The 17,108-nt window shown below is 70.0% G+C and carries 17 protein-coding genes; 5 read left to right on the top strand and 12 right to left on the bottom strand.

The genetic code is table 11. The features are described 5' to 3' along the window. Nucleotides 1-52: 52 nt before the first annotated feature. On the bottom strand, nucleotides 53-898 hold the full coding sequence (locus tag ACZ4D5_RS12145; RefSeq protein ID WP_467772213.1) for a DUF8083 family protein: 846 nt from the start codon (nucleotides 896-898) through the stop codon (nucleotides 53-55). 210 nt (nucleotides 899-1,108) lie between these two features. Between ACZ4D5_RS12145 and ACZ4D5_RS12140 the strand changes: the two genes are divergently transcribed. Together ACZ4D5_RS12140 and ACZ4D5_RS12135 are read left to right on the top strand one after the other, a co-directional pair. After that, entirely contained in the window at nucleotides 1,109-2,191 is a 1,083-nt protein-coding gene (locus tag ACZ4D5_RS12140) for a Leu/Phe/Val dehydrogenase (protein WP_467772212.1), read from the top strand. A gap of 311 nt (nucleotides 2,192-2,502) precedes the next feature. Continuing rightward, the gene (locus ACZ4D5_RS12135; RefSeq protein ID WP_361172967.1) at nucleotides 2,503-2,754 is read left to right on the top strand and encodes a DUF3073 domain-containing protein; all 252 of its coding nucleotides are present in this window, start codon (nucleotides 2,503-2,505) and stop codon (nucleotides 2,752-2,754) included. 131 nt (nucleotides 2,755-2,885) lie between these two features. Here the strand turns inward: ACZ4D5_RS12135 and purM are convergent, their stop codons facing one another. The 3 genes from purM to ACZ4D5_RS12120 form a co-directional block, all read right to left on the bottom strand. Beyond that, a complete protein-coding gene (gene purM / locus ACZ4D5_RS12130) occupies nucleotides 2,886-3,959 on the bottom strand; it encodes a phosphoribosylformylglycinamidine cyclo-ligase (protein ID WP_467772211.1) in 1,074 nt (357 codons plus the stop codon). 36 nt (nucleotides 3,960-3,995) lie between these two features. Continuing rightward, a complete protein-coding gene (gene purF / locus ACZ4D5_RS12125) occupies nucleotides 3,996-5,522 on the bottom strand; it encodes an amidophosphoribosyltransferase (RefSeq protein ID WP_467772210.1) in 1,527 nt (508 codons plus the stop codon). A 114-nt stretch (nucleotides 5,523-5,636) separates the two neighbouring features. Continuing rightward, the gene (locus ACZ4D5_RS12120) at nucleotides 5,637-6,401 is read right to left on the bottom strand and encodes a hypothetical protein (RefSeq protein ID WP_467772209.1); all 765 of its coding nucleotides are present in this window, start codon (nucleotides 6,399-6,401) and stop codon (nucleotides 5,637-5,639) included. Here ACZ4D5_RS12120 and ACZ4D5_RS12115 point away from each other — a divergent pair. Continuing rightward, nucleotides 6,391-6,675: a putative leader peptide gene (locus ACZ4D5_RS12115; RefSeq protein ID WP_467772208.1), complete on the top strand. Its 285-nt coding sequence runs from the start codon at nucleotides 6,391-6,393 to the stop codon at nucleotides 6,673-6,675. The genes ACZ4D5_RS12120 and ACZ4D5_RS12115 overlap by 11 nt on opposite strands. 55 nt (nucleotides 6,676-6,730) lie before the next feature. Further along, nucleotides 6,731-8,173 carry a sulfatase family protein gene (locus ACZ4D5_RS12110; protein WP_467772207.1) on the top strand — a complete coding sequence of 481 codons (1,443 nt, stop codon included), beginning with the start codon at nucleotides 6,731-6,733 and terminating at the stop codon, nucleotides 8,171-8,173. Nucleotides 8,174-8,191: 18 nt separating this feature from the next. On the opposite strand, the gene ACZ4D5_RS12105 is transcribed toward ACZ4D5_RS12110, so the two are convergent. From ACZ4D5_RS12105 to ACZ4D5_RS12095, 3 genes are read right to left on the bottom strand one after another with little or no spacing between them, the layout of a single operon-like run. Beyond that, nucleotides 8,192-9,073 (bottom strand): META domain-containing protein, encoded by an 882-nt coding sequence (locus tag ACZ4D5_RS12105; RefSeq protein ID WP_467772206.1) that lies wholly within the window; start codon nucleotides 9,071-9,073, stop codon nucleotides 8,192-8,194. Between the two features lie 58 nt (nucleotides 9,074-9,131). Next, nucleotides 9,132-9,932 (bottom strand): maleylpyruvate isomerase family mycothiol-dependent enzyme, encoded by an 801-nt coding sequence (locus tag ACZ4D5_RS12100; protein ID WP_467772205.1) that lies wholly within the window; start codon nucleotides 9,930-9,932, stop codon nucleotides 9,132-9,134. Between the two features lie 10 nt (nucleotides 9,933-9,942). Beyond that, nucleotides 9,943-10,584, bottom strand: a complete 642-nt coding sequence (locus tag ACZ4D5_RS12095) for a TetR/AcrR family transcriptional regulator (protein ID WP_467772204.1) — start codon at nucleotides 10,582-10,584, stop codon at nucleotides 9,943-9,945. Between the two features lie 78 nt (nucleotides 10,585-10,662). On the opposite strand from ACZ4D5_RS12095, the gene ACZ4D5_RS12090 reads away from it, so the two are divergent. Beyond that, entirely contained in the window at nucleotides 10,663-12,141 is a 1,479-nt protein-coding gene (locus tag ACZ4D5_RS12090; RefSeq protein WP_467772203.1) for an MFS transporter, read from the top strand. Here the strand turns inward: ACZ4D5_RS12090 and ACZ4D5_RS12085 are convergent. From ACZ4D5_RS12085 to purS, 5 genes are all read right to left on the bottom strand, one after another. Continuing rightward, on the bottom strand, nucleotides 12,092-12,949 hold the full coding sequence (locus ACZ4D5_RS12085) for a M23 family metallopeptidase (protein WP_467772202.1): 858 nt from the start codon (nucleotides 12,947-12,949) through the stop codon (nucleotides 12,092-12,094). The genes ACZ4D5_RS12090 and ACZ4D5_RS12085 overlap by 50 nt on opposite strands. 25 nt (nucleotides 12,950-12,974) lie before the next feature. Further along, a complete protein-coding gene (locus ACZ4D5_RS12080) occupies nucleotides 12,975-13,481 on the bottom strand; it encodes an ArsR/SmtB family transcription factor (protein WP_467772201.1) in 507 nt (168 codons plus the stop codon). A 130-nt stretch (nucleotides 13,482-13,611) separates the two neighbouring features. Continuing rightward, nucleotides 13,612-15,861, bottom strand: a complete 2,250-nt coding sequence (purL, locus tag ACZ4D5_RS12075) for a phosphoribosylformylglycinamidine synthase subunit PurL (protein ID WP_467772200.1) — start codon at nucleotides 15,859-15,861, stop codon at nucleotides 13,612-13,614. Further along, nucleotides 15,858-16,538, bottom strand: coding sequence for a phosphoribosylformylglycinamidine synthase subunit PurQ (gene purQ, locus ACZ4D5_RS12070; protein WP_467772199.1), 681 nt, complete (start codon nucleotides 16,536-16,538; stop codon nucleotides 15,858-15,860). The genes purL and purQ overlap by 4 nt, the downstream gene beginning before the upstream one ends. Beyond that, entirely contained in the window at nucleotides 16,535-16,807 is a 273-nt protein-coding gene (gene purS / locus ACZ4D5_RS12065) for a phosphoribosylformylglycinamidine synthase subunit PurS (protein ID WP_467772198.1), read from the bottom strand. Before purS ends, purQ begins: the two co-directional genes overlap by 4 nt. Nucleotides 16,808-17,108: the final 301 nt, after the last annotated feature.

The raw sequence follows: 17,108 nt of genomic DNA, 5'->3' as shown, positions 1-17,108 counted from the left end.
CATCACGCTTGAACCAAAAGCCCGGATCGGGACCTACGTCCCGGAGCCGCCCTCAGTTCGCGTACTGAAGGTCCCGAACGGCCCGCCAGCGCTCCACGAGCCTTGCATACGCTTCGCCGGCCACCTCGCCGTCGCCGTTGCGCAGCGCCTCGATTCCTTCGGCGACGTCCGCCGCCGAGTGGTCCTCGTCGAGCTCGTCGGCGGACACCGCGTGCACGAGCCCTCCGTAGTCGAGCTCGACCAGGGAGCGCGGGTGGAACTCCTCGAGCCACCGGCCGACGTCGACGAGACCATCGATGAGCGGTCCCTCGTCCAGCGCCTCCCGCAGCGTCTTCAGACCGCGCGCGACCCGGCGCCGGGCCTGCACCATCGGGGTGCGGTAGCGCAGGACCGGCGGGGCGCCGTCCTTCTCGTCCCTCTCGTAGCTCCGCTCCTCGTCCGCGACGAGCACGAACCAGTGCAGCGGGACCTGCCACGTGGACGTGCGGATCCAGGGGCGCGCGTCGGGGTTGCCGGCCAGCCACTGTTCGTAGTCGGCGGTCGTCTGGCGGCGCACCACCGGCGGCAGCACCGCGTCCAGGACGGGCATCGGCAGCTGCTCGGCCAGGTCCCCCATGGCCTGCCAGCCGCGCAGCCGGGTCCGCCACGGGCAGACGCACAGCACCCCGTCGACCTCCACGACGAAGGCGTCGCTGCTCTCGTGCACCGGCACGGGCACGGGCGGCGTCGGCACCAGGTCGGCCAGGGAGCGGCGGAGTTCGTCCTGGTAGGAGGGGAGGTCCCGGCGGCGCGCATAGCGCGCCCAGTGGTCGCGCTCCGGCTGGGGGAAAGCGGCCAGCGGCTCGTACACACGCAGGTAGGACGCATAAGGGACCGTCACCGATGACACCTTGGGCACGGCTGCTCTCTCCCCCGACTCACGGCTGAAAAACCCCGCACAGCGTGCCATGGCCGAACTGCGCCGCACCCCCGCGTACTCCGGCAGGGGGTGATCCTCCGCACTGGGCGGCCAAGGGCGGTGGACAGGCTCTAGTCTCATGCCCATCGGGCGCCCGCCACCCTCACGGGAGCCCGCCCAACCGCCGCTATTCGACCGGGAGTCACCACAGTGACCGAAGCAGACAACGGCGTCCTGCACACCCTGTTCCACTCGGAACAGGGGGGCCACGAGCAAGTCGTGCTGTGCCAGGACCGCGCCAGCGGCCTCAAGGCCGTCATCGCCCTCCACAGCACCGCCCTGGGTCCCGCCCTCGGCGGCACTCGTTTCTACCCGTACGCGACCGAGGAAGAGGCCGTCGCCGACGCGCTGAACCTCGCACGCGGGATGTCGTACAAGAACGCCATGGCCGGGCTCGACCACGGCGGCGGCAAGGCAGTGATCATCGGCGACCCCGAGCGGATCAAGAGCGAGGAGCTCCTCCTCGCCTACGGCCGCTTTGTCGCCTCACTCGGCGGCCGGTACGTGACGGCCTGCGACGTCGGTACGTACGTCGCCGACATGGACGTCGTCGCCCGCGAGTGCCGCTGGACCACCGGACGCTCCCCCGAGAACGGCGGCGCGGGCGACTCCTCCGTGCTCACCGCCTTCGGCGTCTTCCAGGGCATGCGCGCATCGGCCCAGCACCTGTGGGGCGACCCGACCCTGCGCGGCCGCAAGGTCGGCGTCGCCGGCGTCGGCAAGGTCGGGCACTACCTCGTGGAGCACCTGATCGAGGACGGCGCGGAGGTCGTGATCACGGACGTGCGCGAGGAGTCGGTGCGCCGGATCACCGACAGGCACCCCTCGGTGACGGCGGTGGCGGACACCGAGGCCCTGATCCGCGTCGAGGGCCTCGACATCTACGCCCCCTGCGCGCTCGGCGGCGCCCTGAACGACGAGACCGTGCCGGTGCTCACCGCGAAGGTGGTGTGCGGCGCCGCCAACAACCAGCTGGAGCACCCGGGCGTGGAGAAGGACCTCGCCGACCGCTCGATCCTGTACGCACCCGACTACGTGGTGAACGCGGGCGGCGTGATCCAGGTCGCCGACGAGCTGCACGGCTTCGACTTCGACCGGTGCAAGGCGAAGGCGTCGAAGATCTTCGACACCACGCTTGCCATATTCGCTCGCGCAAAGGAGGACGGCATTCCGCCGGCCGCGGCGGCGGACAGGATCGCCGAGCAGCGGATGGCGGAGGCACTCGGACGCTGACCTTCCGCCCGCCCCTCGGGGGCCGTACGACGTTTTGACAGGGCCCCGCCGACGTACACGAGAGACAAGACTCACCCCCGTCGGCGGGTCGCCCGGCAAGAAGAGGTTAAAATCGCAGTTGACCAGCGAGGACGGGGCTCCTCGCGGGTTGTGCGCCGAGGCGCGTCCTGCGGGCGACGTACCGTATGGCCGCAGGAGCAGGTACCGTGGAAGCCCTACGGACCGGTCTCTCCACGGAGAGCCCGTTCCAGATCATGAACGCGTGTCAAGACTCTGGGGCCGTCGAGCCCCGTATCCGAGGGGGTCGAGCCATGGGGCGCGGCCGGGCAAAGGCCAAGCAGACGAAGGTCGCCCGCCAGCTGAAGTACAGCAGCGGCGGGACGGATCTGTCGCGTCTGGCCAATGAGCTGGGCGCTTCGACTTCGCAACAGCCGCCGAATGGCGAGCCGTTCGAGGACGACGACGAGGAAGACGACCCGTACGCCCAGTACGCGGATCTGTATAACGACGACGAGGACGAGGACGACGAGTCCGGTCCGTCGTCGCAGCGCCGCGGCGCTTGACCTCGTTGCATTCGCAGTATTTGTTGCTTACGCAGTATTCGCAGTTCTCATAGCGACTGCACTTCACCCGGTCCGGGGTGGTCACCACACCGGACCGGGTTTTGTGCTGCCCCGAGGGCAGCACCGCCGTCCTACTTGGCGTAGTCACCGATGAGCTCGGCGCCCGTCGCGCGGTCGCCCCGGTCGGTGATCTCGCCCGCGACCCAGGCCTCCACGCCGCGGTCGGCGAGGGTCGTCAGGGCCGCGTCCGCCGACTCCTCGGGGACGATCGCGATCATGCCGACGCCCATGTTCAGCGTCTTCTCCAGCTCCAGGCGCTCGACCTGACCGGTCTTGCCGACCACGTCGAAGACCGCGCCCGGCGTCCACGTCTCGCGGTCGACGATCGCGTGCAGATCGTCGGGGATCACACGCGCGAGGTTCGCCGCGAGGCCGCCGCCGGTGATGTGGCTGAAGGCGTGGACGTCCGTGGTGCGGGTGAGCGCCAGGCAGTCCAGGGAGTAGATCTTGGTGGGCTCCAGGAGCTCCTCGCCGAGCGTGCGGCCGAACTCCTCGACCCGGCGGTCCAGGGACCAGCCCGCGCGGTCGAAGACCACGTGCCGGACCAGCGAGTACCCGTTGGAGTGAAGACCGGACGACGCCATGGCGATCACCGCGTCACCCTTACGGATGCGATCCGGGCCGAGCAGGCGGTCGGCCTCGACCGCGCCGGTGCCGGCGCCCGCGACGTCGAAGTCGTCCGGGCCGAGCAGGCCCGGGTGCTCGGCCGTCTCGCCGCCGACCAGGGAGCAGCCCGCGAGGACGCAGCCCTCGGCGATGCCCTTCACGATGGCGGCGACGCGCTCCGGGTGGACCTTGCCGACGCAGATGTAGTCGGTCATGAAGAGCGGCTCGGCGCCGCACACGACGATGTCGTCCATGACCATCGCGACGAGGTCGTGGCCGATGGTGTCGTAGACGCCCATCTGGCGGGCGACGTCGACCTTCGTGCCGACGCCGTCGGTCGCGGAGGCGAGCAGCGGGCGCTCGAAGCGCTTGAGGGCGGAGGCGTCGAAGAGCCCGGCGAAGCCGCCGAGGCCGCCGAGGCCCGCGACCTCGGGGCGCTGGGTCTTCTTGACCCATTCCTTCATCAGCTCGACGGCGCGGTCGCCCGCTTCGATGTCGACGCCCGCGGCTGCGTAGCTGGCACCGGTGGTCTCAGACATAGGGGGTGAGAACTTTCGTGTCGTTACTACGTGGGCTTACGGGCGACGGATCGCGTCGGCCGCTGCCGTGGCGGCAGGGCCTGCCGCCAGCTCCGTCTCCAGGAGCTGCTTGCCGAGCAGCTCGGGGTCGGGCAGCTCCATCGGGTACTCGCCGTCGAAGCAGGCGCGGCAGAGGTTCGGCTTGTCGATGGTGGTGGCCTCGATCATGCCGTCGATGGAGATGTACGAGAGGGAGTCGGCGCCCAGCGAGGTGCCGATCTCCTCGATGGTCATGCCGTTGGCGATGAGCTCGGCGCGGGTCGCGAAGTCGATGCCGAAGAAGCACGGCCACTTCACGGGCGGGGACGAGATCCGGATGTGGACCTCGGCGGCGCCTGCCTCGCGGAGCATCTTGACCAGGGCGCGCTGGGTGTTGCCGCGGACGATCGAGTCGTCGACGACCACCAGCTTCTTGCCCTTGATGACTTCCTTGAGGGGGTTCAGCTTGAGGCGGATGCCGAGCTGGCGGATCGTCTGCGAGGGCTGGATGAAGGTCCGGCCGACGTAGGCGTTCTTGACCAGGCCCGCGCCGAAGGGGATGCCCGACGCCTCCGCGTAACCGATCGCGGCGGGGGTGCCGGATTCGGGGGTCGCTATGACGAGGTCGGCCTCGACGGGAGCTTCCTCGGCGAGTTTCCGGCCCATCTCGACGCGCGAGAGGTAGACGTTCCGACCCGCGATGTCCGTGTCGGGGCGCGCCAGATAGACGTACTCGAAGACACAGCCCTTGGGCTTCGCTTCTGCGAATCGGGACGTTCGCAGTCCGTTCTCGTCGATGGCCACGAACTCGCCGGGCTCGATCTCGCGGACGAAGCTGGCGCCGCAGATGTCGAGCGCCGCGGACTCCGAGGCGACGACCCAGCCGCGCTCCAGGCGGCCGAGGACCAGCGGGCGGATACCCTGCGGGTCGCGGGCGGCGTACAGCGTGTGTTCGTCCATGAAGACGAGGGAGAAGGCGCCCCGCACGTCCGGGAGGACCTTGGCGGCGGCTTCCTCTATGGTCAGCGGCTTGCCGTCGTCGTCGGTCTGGCCCGCGAGGAGAGCCGTCACCAGGTCGGTGTCGTTGGTCGCGGCGACCTGGGTCGCGCGGCCGTTCTCCTTCGGCAGTTCGGCGACCAGCTCGGCGAGCTGGGCCGTGTTGACGAGGTTGCCGTTGTGCCCGAGCGCGATGGAGCCGTGCGCGGTGGCACGGAACGTCGGCTGGGCGTTCTCCCAGACGGAGGCTCCGGTGGTCGAGTAGCGGGCGTGACCGACCGCGATGTGACCCTGGAGGGATCCGAGAGAGGTTTCGTCGAAGACCTGGGACACGAGGCCCATGTCCTTGAAGACGAGGATCTGGGAGCCGTTGCTGACCGCGATTCCCGCGGATTCCTGGCCCCGATGCTGGAGGGCGTAGAGCCCGAAGTACGTGAGCTTTGCGACCTCTTCGCCCGGAGCCCAGACACCGAAGACGCCACACGCGTCCTGGGGGCCTTTCTCGCCGGGGAGCAGATCGTGATTGAGTCGACCGTCACCACGTGGCACGGCACCGAGTGTAGGCGAGATCGACCACTGGTCCGAATTGGGGATACGGAATCTGTACGGACCGTGATCGCGGTGACGGTCGGCTCCCGTTGTCGCACGGTTTGTCGCTCGGTCTCACTTGATGCCGAGCAGACCGCCCAGGATCACGCCGAGGTCGAGGCCCGTGGAGACCTCCGTCTTCACGTTCAGGCCCAGGTCGAGGCTGAGGTCGGCGTCCGCCTGCAGGGACAGGTCGGTGTCCGCGGTGAGCAGCGCGGTGCCCGCGGCGACGGCCTCCACGCCGAGGCCCGCGTTGAGGCGTGCGGCGAGGGCCGCGTCGACCTTCACGTCGGCGTTCAGCGAGACGGAGTTCGCGGCGGTGTCGACGGTCTTCTTGTCCAGGGCGGCCCGCTCGAAGGTGCCGAGCTTGACCTTGGCGGTGCCCTTGGCGTCGTGGAGCGTGCCGATCAGGACGCCGGTGGACAGGTCCGCCTCCAGGCCGGAGAGGGTGACGCCCGCCTTGGTCTTCACGTTCACCAGGCCGAGGCAGGTCTTGGCGAAGGTCAGCTTGCCGCCGACCTTGGCGTCCACGGCGGCGATGTCGCCGGCCGTCACACCGAGGCTGAGGGCGGTCACCGGCGGTACGTACGGCTTGCCCTTGGGGTCCTTGGGGACCTTGCAGTCGGCGGTCAGCTGGGAGATGACGACGCCCTTGGCCTTGAGGCCAGCGAGCAGCTCGGCGTCGAGGGTGAGTTTGACGAAGCCGCCGTCGACGGGGACGTCCTTCGCGGGCTTGGCGGGCGGGGGCGGCTCGGCGGCCGATGCGGTGGCGGGGGCCGCGGTGAGGGCGAGGGCGAGCAGGGCGGTCGTGGCGGTGGCGCGGGGGGATATGCGTCGCATGGGAGTGCCTTCTTCTTGGGGTTCTGTGGACACGTACGTGAATGAGTACGCACAGTCAGCCAAGGGGACTCTGCGTGATCCCGCGATTTCAGGGGGTGCGTACGGAGTACGAAGCCCGTGTGAACAGGTGGGCCGGATCGTTGACACGTACACGATGCCCCGGCCAGGCTCCTGGCCCATGCAGCCCCTCAGTGGCCCGACGGTCACGCTTGTGGAGCGCCGCCACGTAGACCTCGTCCGTGTCGCGAGCGCGATCTGTCGCCGCGCTGCCTGAACCCCGCCTCCCCCTCTTCCTTTTCTCCCTCTTTTTCTCCGTTCAGGAGCGCTCCGTGTCCCGTCATGAATCCAAGCTGTCCCGGCGCGCCTTCGGCGGCGTCGTCGGTGCCTCCGCCGCCGCAGCCGCGGTCGGGCTGCCCGCCGCCGAGGCACAGGCCCAAACCACCGACAGGGAAAGGCCGTTCAGGGCCGCGCCGCACCGGCGGGCCAAGCGGCCCAACATCCTCTTCATCCTCGGCGACGACCTCGGCTGGGCCGATCTGTCCGCCTACGGCTCGCCGCACATCAGGACCCCGAACCTGGACCGGCTCGCGCGCCAGGGCGTGCGGTTCACCGACGCCTACTCCGGGTCCGCGACCTGCTCGCCCACCCGCTTCAGCCTCTACACGGGGCGCTTCCCCGGGCGGACGAAGGGCGGTCTCGCCGAGCCCATCGCCGACAAGTCCGCGGGGCTCGAACCGACGCACCCCACGCTCGCCTCACTGCTTCGCGACGCCGGGTACGCGACCGCCCTGATCGGCAAGTGGCACTGCGGCTACCTGCCGGACTACTCCCCCACCAAGTCGGGCTGGGACGAGTTCTTCGGGAACTTCGGCGGCGCCCTGGAGTACTACTCGAAGCTGGGGCTCGGCGGCGAGTACGACCTCTACGAAGGCGATGTGCGGGAGGGCGACGCCGCGTACAAGGACCTGCGGTACTACACGCGGATCCTGACCGAGCGGGCGAGCGAGTACGTGCGGCGCGACCACGGGGACAGGCCGTGGCTGCTCAACCTCAACTTCACCACCCCGCACTGGCCTTGGATCGCCGACGGGGACGAGGAGGAGAGCGCCGAGATCGTGCGGAGGATCAAGGCGGGTCACAAGGGCGCGCTCTGGCACCAGGACGGCGGCTCCGTCGAGAAGTACACGGAGATGGTGCAGGACCTGGACCGGTCGATCGGTGAGGTGCTGGGTGCCCTGAGGAAGTCCGGGCAGGAGCGGGACACCCTCGTGTTCTTCGCCTCCGACAACGGCGGCGAGCGCTTCTCGTACAACTGGCCGCTGTCCGGCAACAAGGGCTCGCTGAAGGAGGGCGGGATCCGTGTGCCGACGATCGTGCGGTGGCCCGCGCGGATCGACGGCGGACAGGTCAGCGACGAGCCCGTCTACACGCCGGACTGGACGGCGACGCTGCTGGAGATAGCCGGGGCTCGGCCCGACTCCGCCCATCCGCTGGACGGGACGAGCCTCGCGCCCTATCTGCTGAAGGGCGAGGAGGTCGCCGAGCGCGAGCTGTTCTGGCGGGTGCGCGGGGAGCGGGCGCTGCGGCGCGGGGACTGGAAGTACTACCGGGGCAAGGGCGGGGGCGACCAGCTGTTCAACCTCGCGGAGGACCGGCGCGAGCAGGCCGACCGGAGCGCCGCCGAGCCCGCGCTGCTCGCGGAGTTGAAGGCGGCGTGGGAACGGACGGACAAGGGGCTGCTGCCGTATCCGGCTCAGGGTGCAGGGGCCTGAGCCGGATACGGCCCAGGGCTACTTGTCGTCGTTCTTCCGCTGGTCGGCGTCCTTCTGCTGGCCGGCGTCCTTCTGCGCGGCGTTCGCGTGGATCACCGTGCCGTCGGCGGCGGTGAGCGTCAGCACGTCCTGCTTCACCTCGTAACCCGCCGTGCCGCCGAAGAGCTTGAGGAGCTTGCGTTCGGTCGTCATCGCGTCGCCCGGGCACATCTTCCGGGTGCTCGCGGGGGCGCCGAACGTGACCTTGCCGTCCTTCGCCTCGGCCTTGGCGGTGACGTCGTTGCAGCCGAGGTTGCCGCGCACCTTGCCGTCCCTGCCGAAGGTCAGATGGACCTTGCCGGACACCGCCTCGGGCAGGGTGGCGGTCACCTTGCCGTCGCCGATGCCGTTCACCGTCCACTTGGTGCCGGTGAGCGGGGCGTCGGGCTCCGCCGGCTTCGAGGTGAAGTCCACGCGGTCTCCCTTGGCCGTGGTGAGGGTCATGCGGTCGCCGTCCACCTTCGCGGTGAACTTCTCCTTGCCGAGGGCGCGCGAGAGGTTCTCCTCGAACTTCATGCGGCCGCCGTCGCAGGCCATGTTCGTCATCTGGGTCTCGCCGAAGTCCAGGGTGTCGCCCTTGACCGAGACCTTGGCGCCGACGTGGTTGCAGCCGTAGCTGCCGCCGGCCTGTCCGTCCTTGCCTATCTTGAGGTGGGCGCCGGCCGGGGCCTCGTACTTCTTCCCGCCCACGGTGAGGCTGTCGACGTTCCACCGGACGCCGGTGATGGGCAGCCCGGTGTCCACGGAACGGCCGCCGGAGCCGCCTTCGGAGCCGGCTCCCGACTCGGTGCCGCATGCGGTGAGCAGCAGCCCGGCGGAGGCCAGCGCGGTCAGGGTGAGGGTCAGACGCTGCGTGTGCATGACGATGTGACGGGGCAAGTGGGGGTACCGGTTCCATCCCCCGCCGTCCGCCCGTTGATCAGCCCATGATCGGCAGCAGCCCCGACAGGTCGGCCCGCTCCCCGCTCGCGCTGACCCGCGCGGCGTCCAGCGCCGTCGCCCAGTCCGTACGTCCCGTCGCGAGGCGGATCCAGGTGAGCGGGTCGGTCTCGACGACGTTGGGCGGGGTGCCGCGGGTGTGCCGCGGGCCCTCCACGCACTGCACGACCGCGTACGGCGGGACGCGCACCTCGGTCGAGGCGCCCGGCGCCTTCACCGCGAGGGCGTCGGCGAGCAGCCGGGTGCAGGCGGCCACGCACTGCCGGTCGTACGCAACGTCGAGGCCGGGCACCGCGTCGTTCAAGTCGTCGGTGTGGACGGTGAGTTCGACGGTGCGGGTGACCAGGAAGTCGCCGAGGGTCATGGCGCCGAAGCGGGAGGGCACCAGGCGCTCGTCCGGGGCGGCGGCCAGGGACTCCTCGATGCCGGTGAGGGTGCGGGTGAACAGCTCGTCGAGTTCCGTGCCCGCGCTCTCGGCGATGGCGCGGGTGTCCTCGTCGACCTGGGCGGCGGCGGTGATCGTCGCGAACGGCCAGTCCATGAGCGGGACTTCGTGCTGGGCGGGCTCGGGCATGCCGAGGTAGCGGTGGACGGTGCCGAGCACCATCGCGAGGTGCGCCGCGAGTTCGTGCACGGTCCAGTCGCCGAGGCGCGTGGGCCGCGCGAGCTGCTCGGGCGTGAGGGTGCTGACGGCGGCTCGTACGTTGCCGAACTGGGTGAGCACGGCGGTGCGGATCCTGGCGGAGTCGTACGAGCGCGTGCGCTTCTTGGCCGGTGGCATGGTGCCGAGCCTAAGCCTTCGCCGGATACCCCTGAAGTCCCTTTTCCACCAGGTCGAAGGCGCGCTCGGCGAGGGCCGCGCAGTCGGCGGCCATGTCCTCGGCCCTGTCGCCCGCGACCAGGCGCCGGTGGTTCTCCAGGATGACCGCGTCCCGCGCGGCGACGAGCTGCTGAGCGGCGATGCCCGCCATGAGCCGGTCGCCGGTCTCCTCGGCGAGCACGTCGGCGAGGAGTTCGACGCCGCGCATCTGGAAGAGCATGGCCCTGCGCGCCAACGCCGGTGTGTCGCCGATGAGTTGGCGCAACTGGATCATCCGCGGGTCGTCGGAGAGCCCGACCGAGGGGTCGCGCGCGTCGACCTTGGCCAGGAACTCACGGCGGATCGCGGCGACCGCGGACTCGCCGCGCTCGCGGTCGCGCACCGCGTCGGCGGCGTCGGCGACGTGGTCCTCCATCGGGCCGAGGAGCAGGTCCTCCTTGGTGCCGAAGTAGTTGAAGACGGTCATCTTCGAGACCTCGGCGGCGGCGGCGATCTCGGCGACGGAGACCTTGTCGTAGCCCCGCTCCAGGAACAGGTCGAGCGCGGTCCGCCAGATCCTCGACGCGGTCTGCCGTTTCTTGCGCTCACGCAGCCCCAGGGTTTCCTCAGCCATTTCCGCACTGTACCAGGATGAATTTTTGCCTGGGATGAAACATTGACTGAGTACATTTTCCTGATGCAGGGTGGCGCCATGACCGTGACCACCACCGCGCCTCCGGGCGCCGCCGCACCCCTGTCCGCAGGTCGGCGCAGAATCGGCTTCGCCGTCTGCCTCGCCACGATCGCCCTCGCCGTCCTGGACACCCAGATCGTGTCGGCCGCCGCCGTGCCGATCGTCCGCGACCTCGACCCGGCCCACGGCGTCGCCGCGATCCCCTGGCTGGTCGGCGCCTACGCACTGGCGGGCGCCGCGATGCTGCCGCTCTACGGCAAGCTCTGCGACGTGCTCGGCGCCAAGCGCGTCTTCGTCACCGCCGTCGCCGTCTTCCTGCTGGGCTCCGCGCTCTGCGGCGCCGCCCAGTCGATGGGACAGCTGATCGCCGCCCGCGCGGTGCAGGGCATCGGGGGCGGCGGCCTGATGAGCGTCACGATGGTGGTCCTCGCCCAGCTGAAAGGTCCCGACGAGAAGTCCGGCAAGGGGGCGAGCTTCGGCGGGATCGTCGCGGGCGGCGGCATGGCGCTCGGGCCCTGGCTGGGCGGACTCCTCGCCGACCACGCGAGCTGGCGGTGGATCTTCTACGTCAATCTGCCGGCCGGCGTCGCGGTCCTCGCCGCGTCCGCCGTCGCGCTGAGACTGCCGGAGCGGCCCCCCGTGCGCCGCGCCGTCGACTACTGCGGGGCCGTGCTCGCCGCCGCGTTCTCCGTCGCGCTGCTCCTGGTCACCGACTGGGGCGGCAAGGAGTACGCCTGGTCGTCCCCCGTCGTCCTCGGGTTGCTCGCCGCGACCGCGGCCGCCCTCGCACTCTTCGTGTGGCGCCAGGCACGGGCCGCCGAACCGCTGCTTCCGCTCTCCCTGTTCCGGGTTCCGCAACTGCGCGGGGGCTTCGCGATCCAGGGTCTGATGGGCGCGGCCATGATGTGCGCGATCTACTACGTACTCGTCTATCTGCAGGTCGCCCGCGGCCTCTCCAGCTCGGCGGCCGGGCTCCATCTGCTCGCCATGGCGGCCGGCATGACCGGGGTCGGGCTGCTCTCGGGACGCCTGGCCGAGCGTGGCTGGTCGGCGCGGACCTTCACCATCAGCGGGACGCTGACCACGGCCGCGGCCTTCGTGCTCCTCTCGACCGTCGGCCCGGACACCTCGCTCTGGCTGATCAGGGCCGAACTCCTGCTCACCGGGGCCGGGTTCGGCCAGCTCATCGGGCAGCTGATCCAGCTCGTGCAGAACTCGGCGCCGCGCCATCAGCTGGGCGTCGCGACGACGGGCGTCCGGTTCTTCCAGACCCTCGGCAACGCGGTGGGCACGGCCCTGTTCGGCACGGTCCTGCTGCGCCTGTACACGGCGCACGGGCCCGGCGGCGACGTGAGCGCCATCCCCGGACTGACCGGGGACGCGCACGCCGCCGCCGTGCGGGCCTACGTCGACGCCACCGACGTGGTGTTCCTGTGCGGGGCGGGGATCATGCTGCTCGCGACGGTGCTTGCGCTGCGGCTTCCTCGCCCACGGTGAACACCTCGTGGTTCGCGGGCACGCCGACCCCGCGCCAGGTGAAGGGAACGCCCCGCGCCGTGTCCAGATCGGGCCCGTCCATCAGCTGGAAGTGCACGTGCGGCTCGGTGGAGTTGCCGGAGTTGCCGCAGCGGCCGAGCACCTGCCCCGCGACGACCTTGTCGCCGGCCCGCACCGCGAGCGAGCCGCGCTGGACGTGCGCGTACACGGCGTACGTCCCCTCTCCGAGGTCGAGGACGACGTGGTTGCCGACGATGCGGCGGGCTCCGCCCAGCGACCTGCCGAAGCCCTCGACGACGATCAGGTACAGGACTCCGGCGAGGGAGTTGCGGCTGAGATGGTCCCGCTGTCCGTCCTCCGCGTGTACGACGGTGGCGTCGGCAACGGCCAGCAGCGGCGCTCCGAAGGCAGGGAAGGCACGGTTGCCGCGCGCGAGGGGCCAGAGCCAGGCGAAGGCGGGCCGGGCCGGCCCCTCCTCCGGCTCGGCGACGATGTCGATGGCGTAGGCCTGCCCGTAGCTCCGCGTGCCGTGGCTCGGCACCTTGTCGGCGGGGCTGTTGAGCGCGGACCAGCGGCCGAGGACCGGCGGTGCGATCTCGACGGTGGCCGGGGGCTCCGACACCTTGGCCTCGCGGCGCGCGTCGGCGCCGAGCGCGAGGCTGAGGCCGAACACCCCGACGGCGGCGGCGAAGCCGAGCCAGCCGGGGTAGGGCGGCTCCATGGTGAACACGACGATCAGGTGGGCGGCGATGAACAACAACAGGAGGCGCTGCAGCAGCGCCGCGGCCTTGCGTTGACCCACAGACATGACTTCCCCCTCGTACGAGAAACGGTCAGAGCACGGGACGCGCGGCGGTGAGCACCACGAGCAGCGGCACCACCCGCCCCGCGGGAACCTCGTAGCGGCCGCGCTCCGCGCTGTGCAGCCAGCCCGCGCCGGTCAGTTGGCGCAGGTGGTGGTAGATCTGGCCGGTCGTGCCGATGTCGTCGAGCGCGGCAAGTTCGGCCGCGGTGCGCAGACCGCCGAGGATCTCCCGCAGCAGCCGCAGCCGTACGGGATGGCCGAGCGCGGCGAAGGAGTCGGCGAGCTCGGACCACTCGTCCTCGAAGACCGCCTCGGCGAGCTGACCGTACTGCCACTCGTACCGATGTCCCGTCGGGACGCGCACCGCGCCGGTGAACAGGACGGCGCCGTCCGCGTCTTCGGACACCGGGTGCCGGGCCTTCAGCGCGTCGAGGGCCCAGAAGTCGCCCTCTCCCACGGCGGGCGCGGCCGGTTCCGCGCTCTCCAGCTCCGCCATGCGCCGCTCCAGCTCGGCGACGCGCTCTTCCAGATTCATGATCTTGAGATTACGTAGTTACGTAATGACGCGCAACCCCGAACCCGGCACCCGTGACGCACCCGGACCCCGAAAACGCCGAAGCCCCCGCCCGGACCAGGTCCGAACGGGGGCTTCGAAGAAGGACGGATCAGGCGAAGAGCCCGGGGATCGTCCCCTCGTGCGCCTCGCGCAGCTCGCTCAGCGGCAGCGCGAACTCGCCCTGTACGTCGATGGCGTCGCCGTCGACCACACCGATGCGCGTGACGGGCAGACCCCGCGCCCCGCACATGTCGGTGAAGCGCAGCTCCTCGCTGCGCGGCACGGAGACGACCGCACGCCCTGCCGACTCGGAGAAGAGGAACGTGAACGCGTCCAGGCCGTCCGGCACGACGAGCCGCGCGCCCTTGCCGCCCCGCAGGCAGGACTCGGTGACGGCCTGCACGAGACCGCCGTCCGACAGGTCGTGCGCGGCGTCGATCATGCCGTCGCGCGAGGCCGAGATCAGGATCTCGGCGAGCAGCTTCTCGCGCGCCAGGTCGACCTCGGGCGGCAGCCCGCCGAGGTGGTCGTGGACGACCTGCGACCAGGCCGAACCGCCGAACTCCTCGCGCGTCTCGCCGAGCAGGTAGAGGAGCTGGCCCTCTTCCTTGAAGGCGATCGGCGTGCGCCGGGCCACGTCGTCGATCACACCCAGGACCGCGACGACCGGCGTCGGGTGGATCGCCGCCTCGCCCGTCTGGTTGTAGAGCGAGACGTTGCCGCCGGTGACCGGGGTGCCCAGCTCCAGGCAGCCGTCCGCGAGGCCGCGGATGGCCTCGGCGAACTGCCACATGACGTCCGGGTCCTCGGGCGAACCGAAGTTCAGGCAGTCCGAGATCGCCAGCGGCTTGGCGCCGGAGGCGGCGACGTTGCGGTACGACTCGGCGAGCGCGAGCTGGGCGCCCGTGTACGGGTCGAGCTTCGCGTACCGGCCGTTGCCGTCGGTGGCGATGGCGACGCCGAGCCCCGTCTCCTCGTTGACCCGGATCATCCCGGAGTCCTCGGGCTGCGCGAGCACGGTGTTGCCCTGCACGAAACGGTCGTACTGGTCGGTGACCCAGGACTTCGCGGCCTGGTTCGGCGCGGCGACCAGCTTGAGGACCTGCTCGCGCAGCTCGGCCGAGTTCGCGGGCCGCGCAAGCTTGTTGGCGTCGTCGGCCTGGAGCGCGTCCTGCCACTTCGGCCGGGCGTAGGGACGCTCGTAGACCGGGCCGTCGTGCGCGACCGTGCGCGGGTCGACGTCGACGATCTTCTCGCCGTGCCAGAAGATCTCCAGGCGGTCGCCGTCCGTCACCTCACCGACGACGGTGGCGATGACGTCCCACTTCTCGCAGATCTCCAGGAAGCGGTCGACCTTCTCCGGCTCGACGACGGCGCACATGCGTTCCTGCGACTCACTCATGAGGATCTCCTCGGGAGTGAGCGTGGAGTCGCGCAGCGGGACGTCGTCCAGCTCGACGCGCATGCCGCCGGAGCCGTTGGACGCCAACTCGCTGGTCGCGCAGGAGAGTCCGGCGGCGCCGAGGTCCTGGATGCCGACCACGAGCTTCTCGGCGAAGGCCTCCAGGGTGCACTCGATGAGGAGCTTCTCCTGGAAGGGGTCGCCGACCTGGACGGCGGGACGCTTCGACGGCTTGCTGTCGTCGAAGGTCTCGGAGGCCAGGATCGAGGCGCCGCCGATGCCGTCGCCGCCCGTGCGGGCGCCGTACAGGATGACCTTGTTGCCGGGGCCCGACGCCTTCGCGAGGTGAATGTCCTCGTGCCGCATCACGCCGATGGCACCGGCGTTGACCAGGGGGTTGCCCTGGTAGCAGGCGTCGAAGACGAGCTCGCCGCCGATGTTGGGCAGGCCCAGGCAGTTGCCGTAGCCCCCGATGCCCGCGACGACTCCGGGGAGCACGCGCTTGGTGTCGGGGTGGTGCGCGTCGCCCATGCGCAGCGGGTCCACGACCGCGACCGGGCGCGCGCCCATCGCGATGATGTCGCGGACGATGCCGCCGACGCCGGTGGCCGCGCCCTGGTAGGGCTCGACGTACGACGGGTGGTTGTGCGACTCGACCTTGAAGGTGACGGCGTAGCCCTGGCCGACGTCGACGACGCCGGCGTTCTCGCCGATGCCGACGAGCATCGCGTCGTTCTCGGGGGCCTTCTCGCCGAACTGCCGCAGGTGGATCTTGCTGCTCTTGTACGAGCAGTGCTCGGACCACATGACGGAGTACATGGCGAGCTCGGCGCCGGTCGGGCGGCGGCCGAGGATCTCGCGGACGCGCTCGTACTCGTCTTCCTTCAGGCCGAGTTCGGCCCAGGGCAGCTTGACGTCGGGCGTCTCGGCCGCGTGCTTGACGGTGTCCAGAGTCATGCGTTGACCAGCTTCTTCAGGATCGAGGTGAAGAATCCGAGGCCGTCGGTGCGGCCGGTCCCGACCAGCGGCTCCACGGCGTGCTCGGGGTGCGGCATGAGGCCGACGACATTGCCCGCCTCGTTCGTGATGCCGGCGATGTCACGGAGCGAGCCGTTGGGGTTCACGTCGAGGTAGCGGAAGGCGACGCGGCCCTCGGCCTCCAGCATGTCCAGGGTCCGCTCGTCGGCGACGTACCGCCCGTCGATGTTCTTGAGCGGGATCGAGATCTCCTGGCCGGGGGTGTAGTCCGCGGTCCAGGCCGTCTTGTCCGTCTCCACCCGCAGCTTCTGGTCGCGGCAGATGAAGTGCAGGTGGTTGTTGCGCAGCATCGCGCCGGGCAGGAGGTGCGTCTCGGTGAGCACCTGGAAGCCGTTGCAGATGCCGAGGACCGGCATTCCGGCCTTCGCCTGCTCGATGACGGACTCCATCACCGGGGAGAAACGCGAGATGGCGCCGGCCCGCAGATAGTCGCCGTAGGAGAAACCGCCGGGCAGCACCACGGCGTCGACCTGCTTGAGGTCCTTGTCCTTGTGCCAGAGCGGCACGGCTTCGGCGCCGGCGACCCGGACGGCGCGCTGGGTGTCGCGGTCGTCGAGGGTTCCCGGGAAAGTGACGACTCCAATTCGAGCAGTCACTTCGCGGCCTCCTCGGCCTTCTCAGCCTCTTCGACCTTTACGACGAAGTCCTCGATCACGGTGTTGGCGAGGAAGGTTTCCGCCAACTCGTGGATACGGGCGAGGGCCGCGTCGTCGACGGGCCCGTCCACCTCGAGTTCGAAGCGCTTTCCCTGACGTACGTCGGAGATGCCCTGGAAACCGAGGCGCGGCAGTGCACGCTGCACCGCCTGGCCCTGGGGGTCGAGGATCTCCGGCTTGAGCATGACGTCGACTACGACGCGTGCCACTGGCACTCCCGGTGTGTGGTGCTGGCGTGTGCTGCTTGCGAGGTGCTGAGCAGGTTCCTTCAGACTACCGGCACAAAATTTCTACTCGCGTAGATTCGTAGCAACCTACGTGATGGCGGTCACGTTCCGGCACCTGGACAGGTTTCGAACGGGACACCTTCACGAAGAATCCAGGAAAAGATCACGGATCTGCAATCAAGCCGGACACGCGGAGGTAATAGGGCGGGCTTCACAATTCAATGCCGGGCACTGTACAAAGGAATTGGCAATACTCGATACTTTGCCCCAAAACAGCCGGACA

This window comes from Streptomyces sp. NPDC025651 (assembly GCF_055558735.1).
The sequence above is the reverse complement of the archived record's forward strand: the minus strand, read 5'-3'. Positions and strand labels throughout refer to the sequence as shown.

What these genes read in the sequence shown, in the direction of transcription:
- ACZ4D5_RS12080 (WP_467772201.1), bottom strand. Translation starts at nt 13,481, where the DNA reads ATGAATCTGGAAGAGCGCGTCGCCGAGCTGGAGCGGCGCATGGCGGAG.
- ACZ4D5_RS12085 (WP_467772202.1), bottom strand. Translation starts at nt 12,949, where the DNA reads ATGTCTGTGGGTCAACGCAAGGCCGCGGCGCTGCTGCAGCGCCTCCTG.
- ACZ4D5_RS12135 (WP_361172967.1), top strand. Translation starts at nt 2,503, where the DNA reads ATGGGGCGCGGCCGGGCAAAGGCCAAGCAGACGAAGGTCGCCCGCCAG.
- ACZ4D5_RS12095 (WP_467772204.1), bottom strand. Translation starts at nt 10,584, where the DNA reads ATGGCTGAGGAAACCCTGGGGCTGCGTGAGCGCAAGAAACGGCAGACC.
- ACZ4D5_RS12090 (WP_467772203.1), top strand. Translation starts at nt 10,663, where the DNA reads ATGACCGTGACCACCACCGCGCCTCCGGGCGCCGCCGCACCCCTGTCC.
- purM (WP_467772211.1), bottom strand. Translation starts at nt 3,959, where the DNA reads ATGTCTGAGACCACCGGTGCCAGCTACGCAGCCGCGGGCGTCGACATC.
- ACZ4D5_RS12100 (WP_467772205.1), bottom strand. Translation starts at nt 9,932, where the DNA reads ATGCCACCGGCCAAGAAGCGCACGCGCTCGTACGACTCCGCCAGGATC.
- purL (WP_467772200.1), bottom strand. Translation starts at nt 15,861, where the DNA reads ATGACTCTGGACACCGTCAAGCACGCGGCCGAGACGCCCGACGTCAAG.
- ACZ4D5_RS12120 (WP_467772209.1), bottom strand. Translation starts at nt 6,401, where the DNA reads ATGCGACGCATATCCCCCCGCGCCACCGCCACGACCGCCCTGCTCGCC.
- ACZ4D5_RS12115 (WP_467772208.1), top strand. Translation starts at nt 6,391, where the DNA reads ATGCGTCGCATGGGAGTGCCTTCTTCTTGGGGTTCTGTGGACACGTAC.
- ACZ4D5_RS12105 (WP_467772206.1), bottom strand. Translation starts at nt 9,073, where the DNA reads ATGCACACGCAGCGTCTGACCCTCACCCTGACCGCGCTGGCCTCCGCC.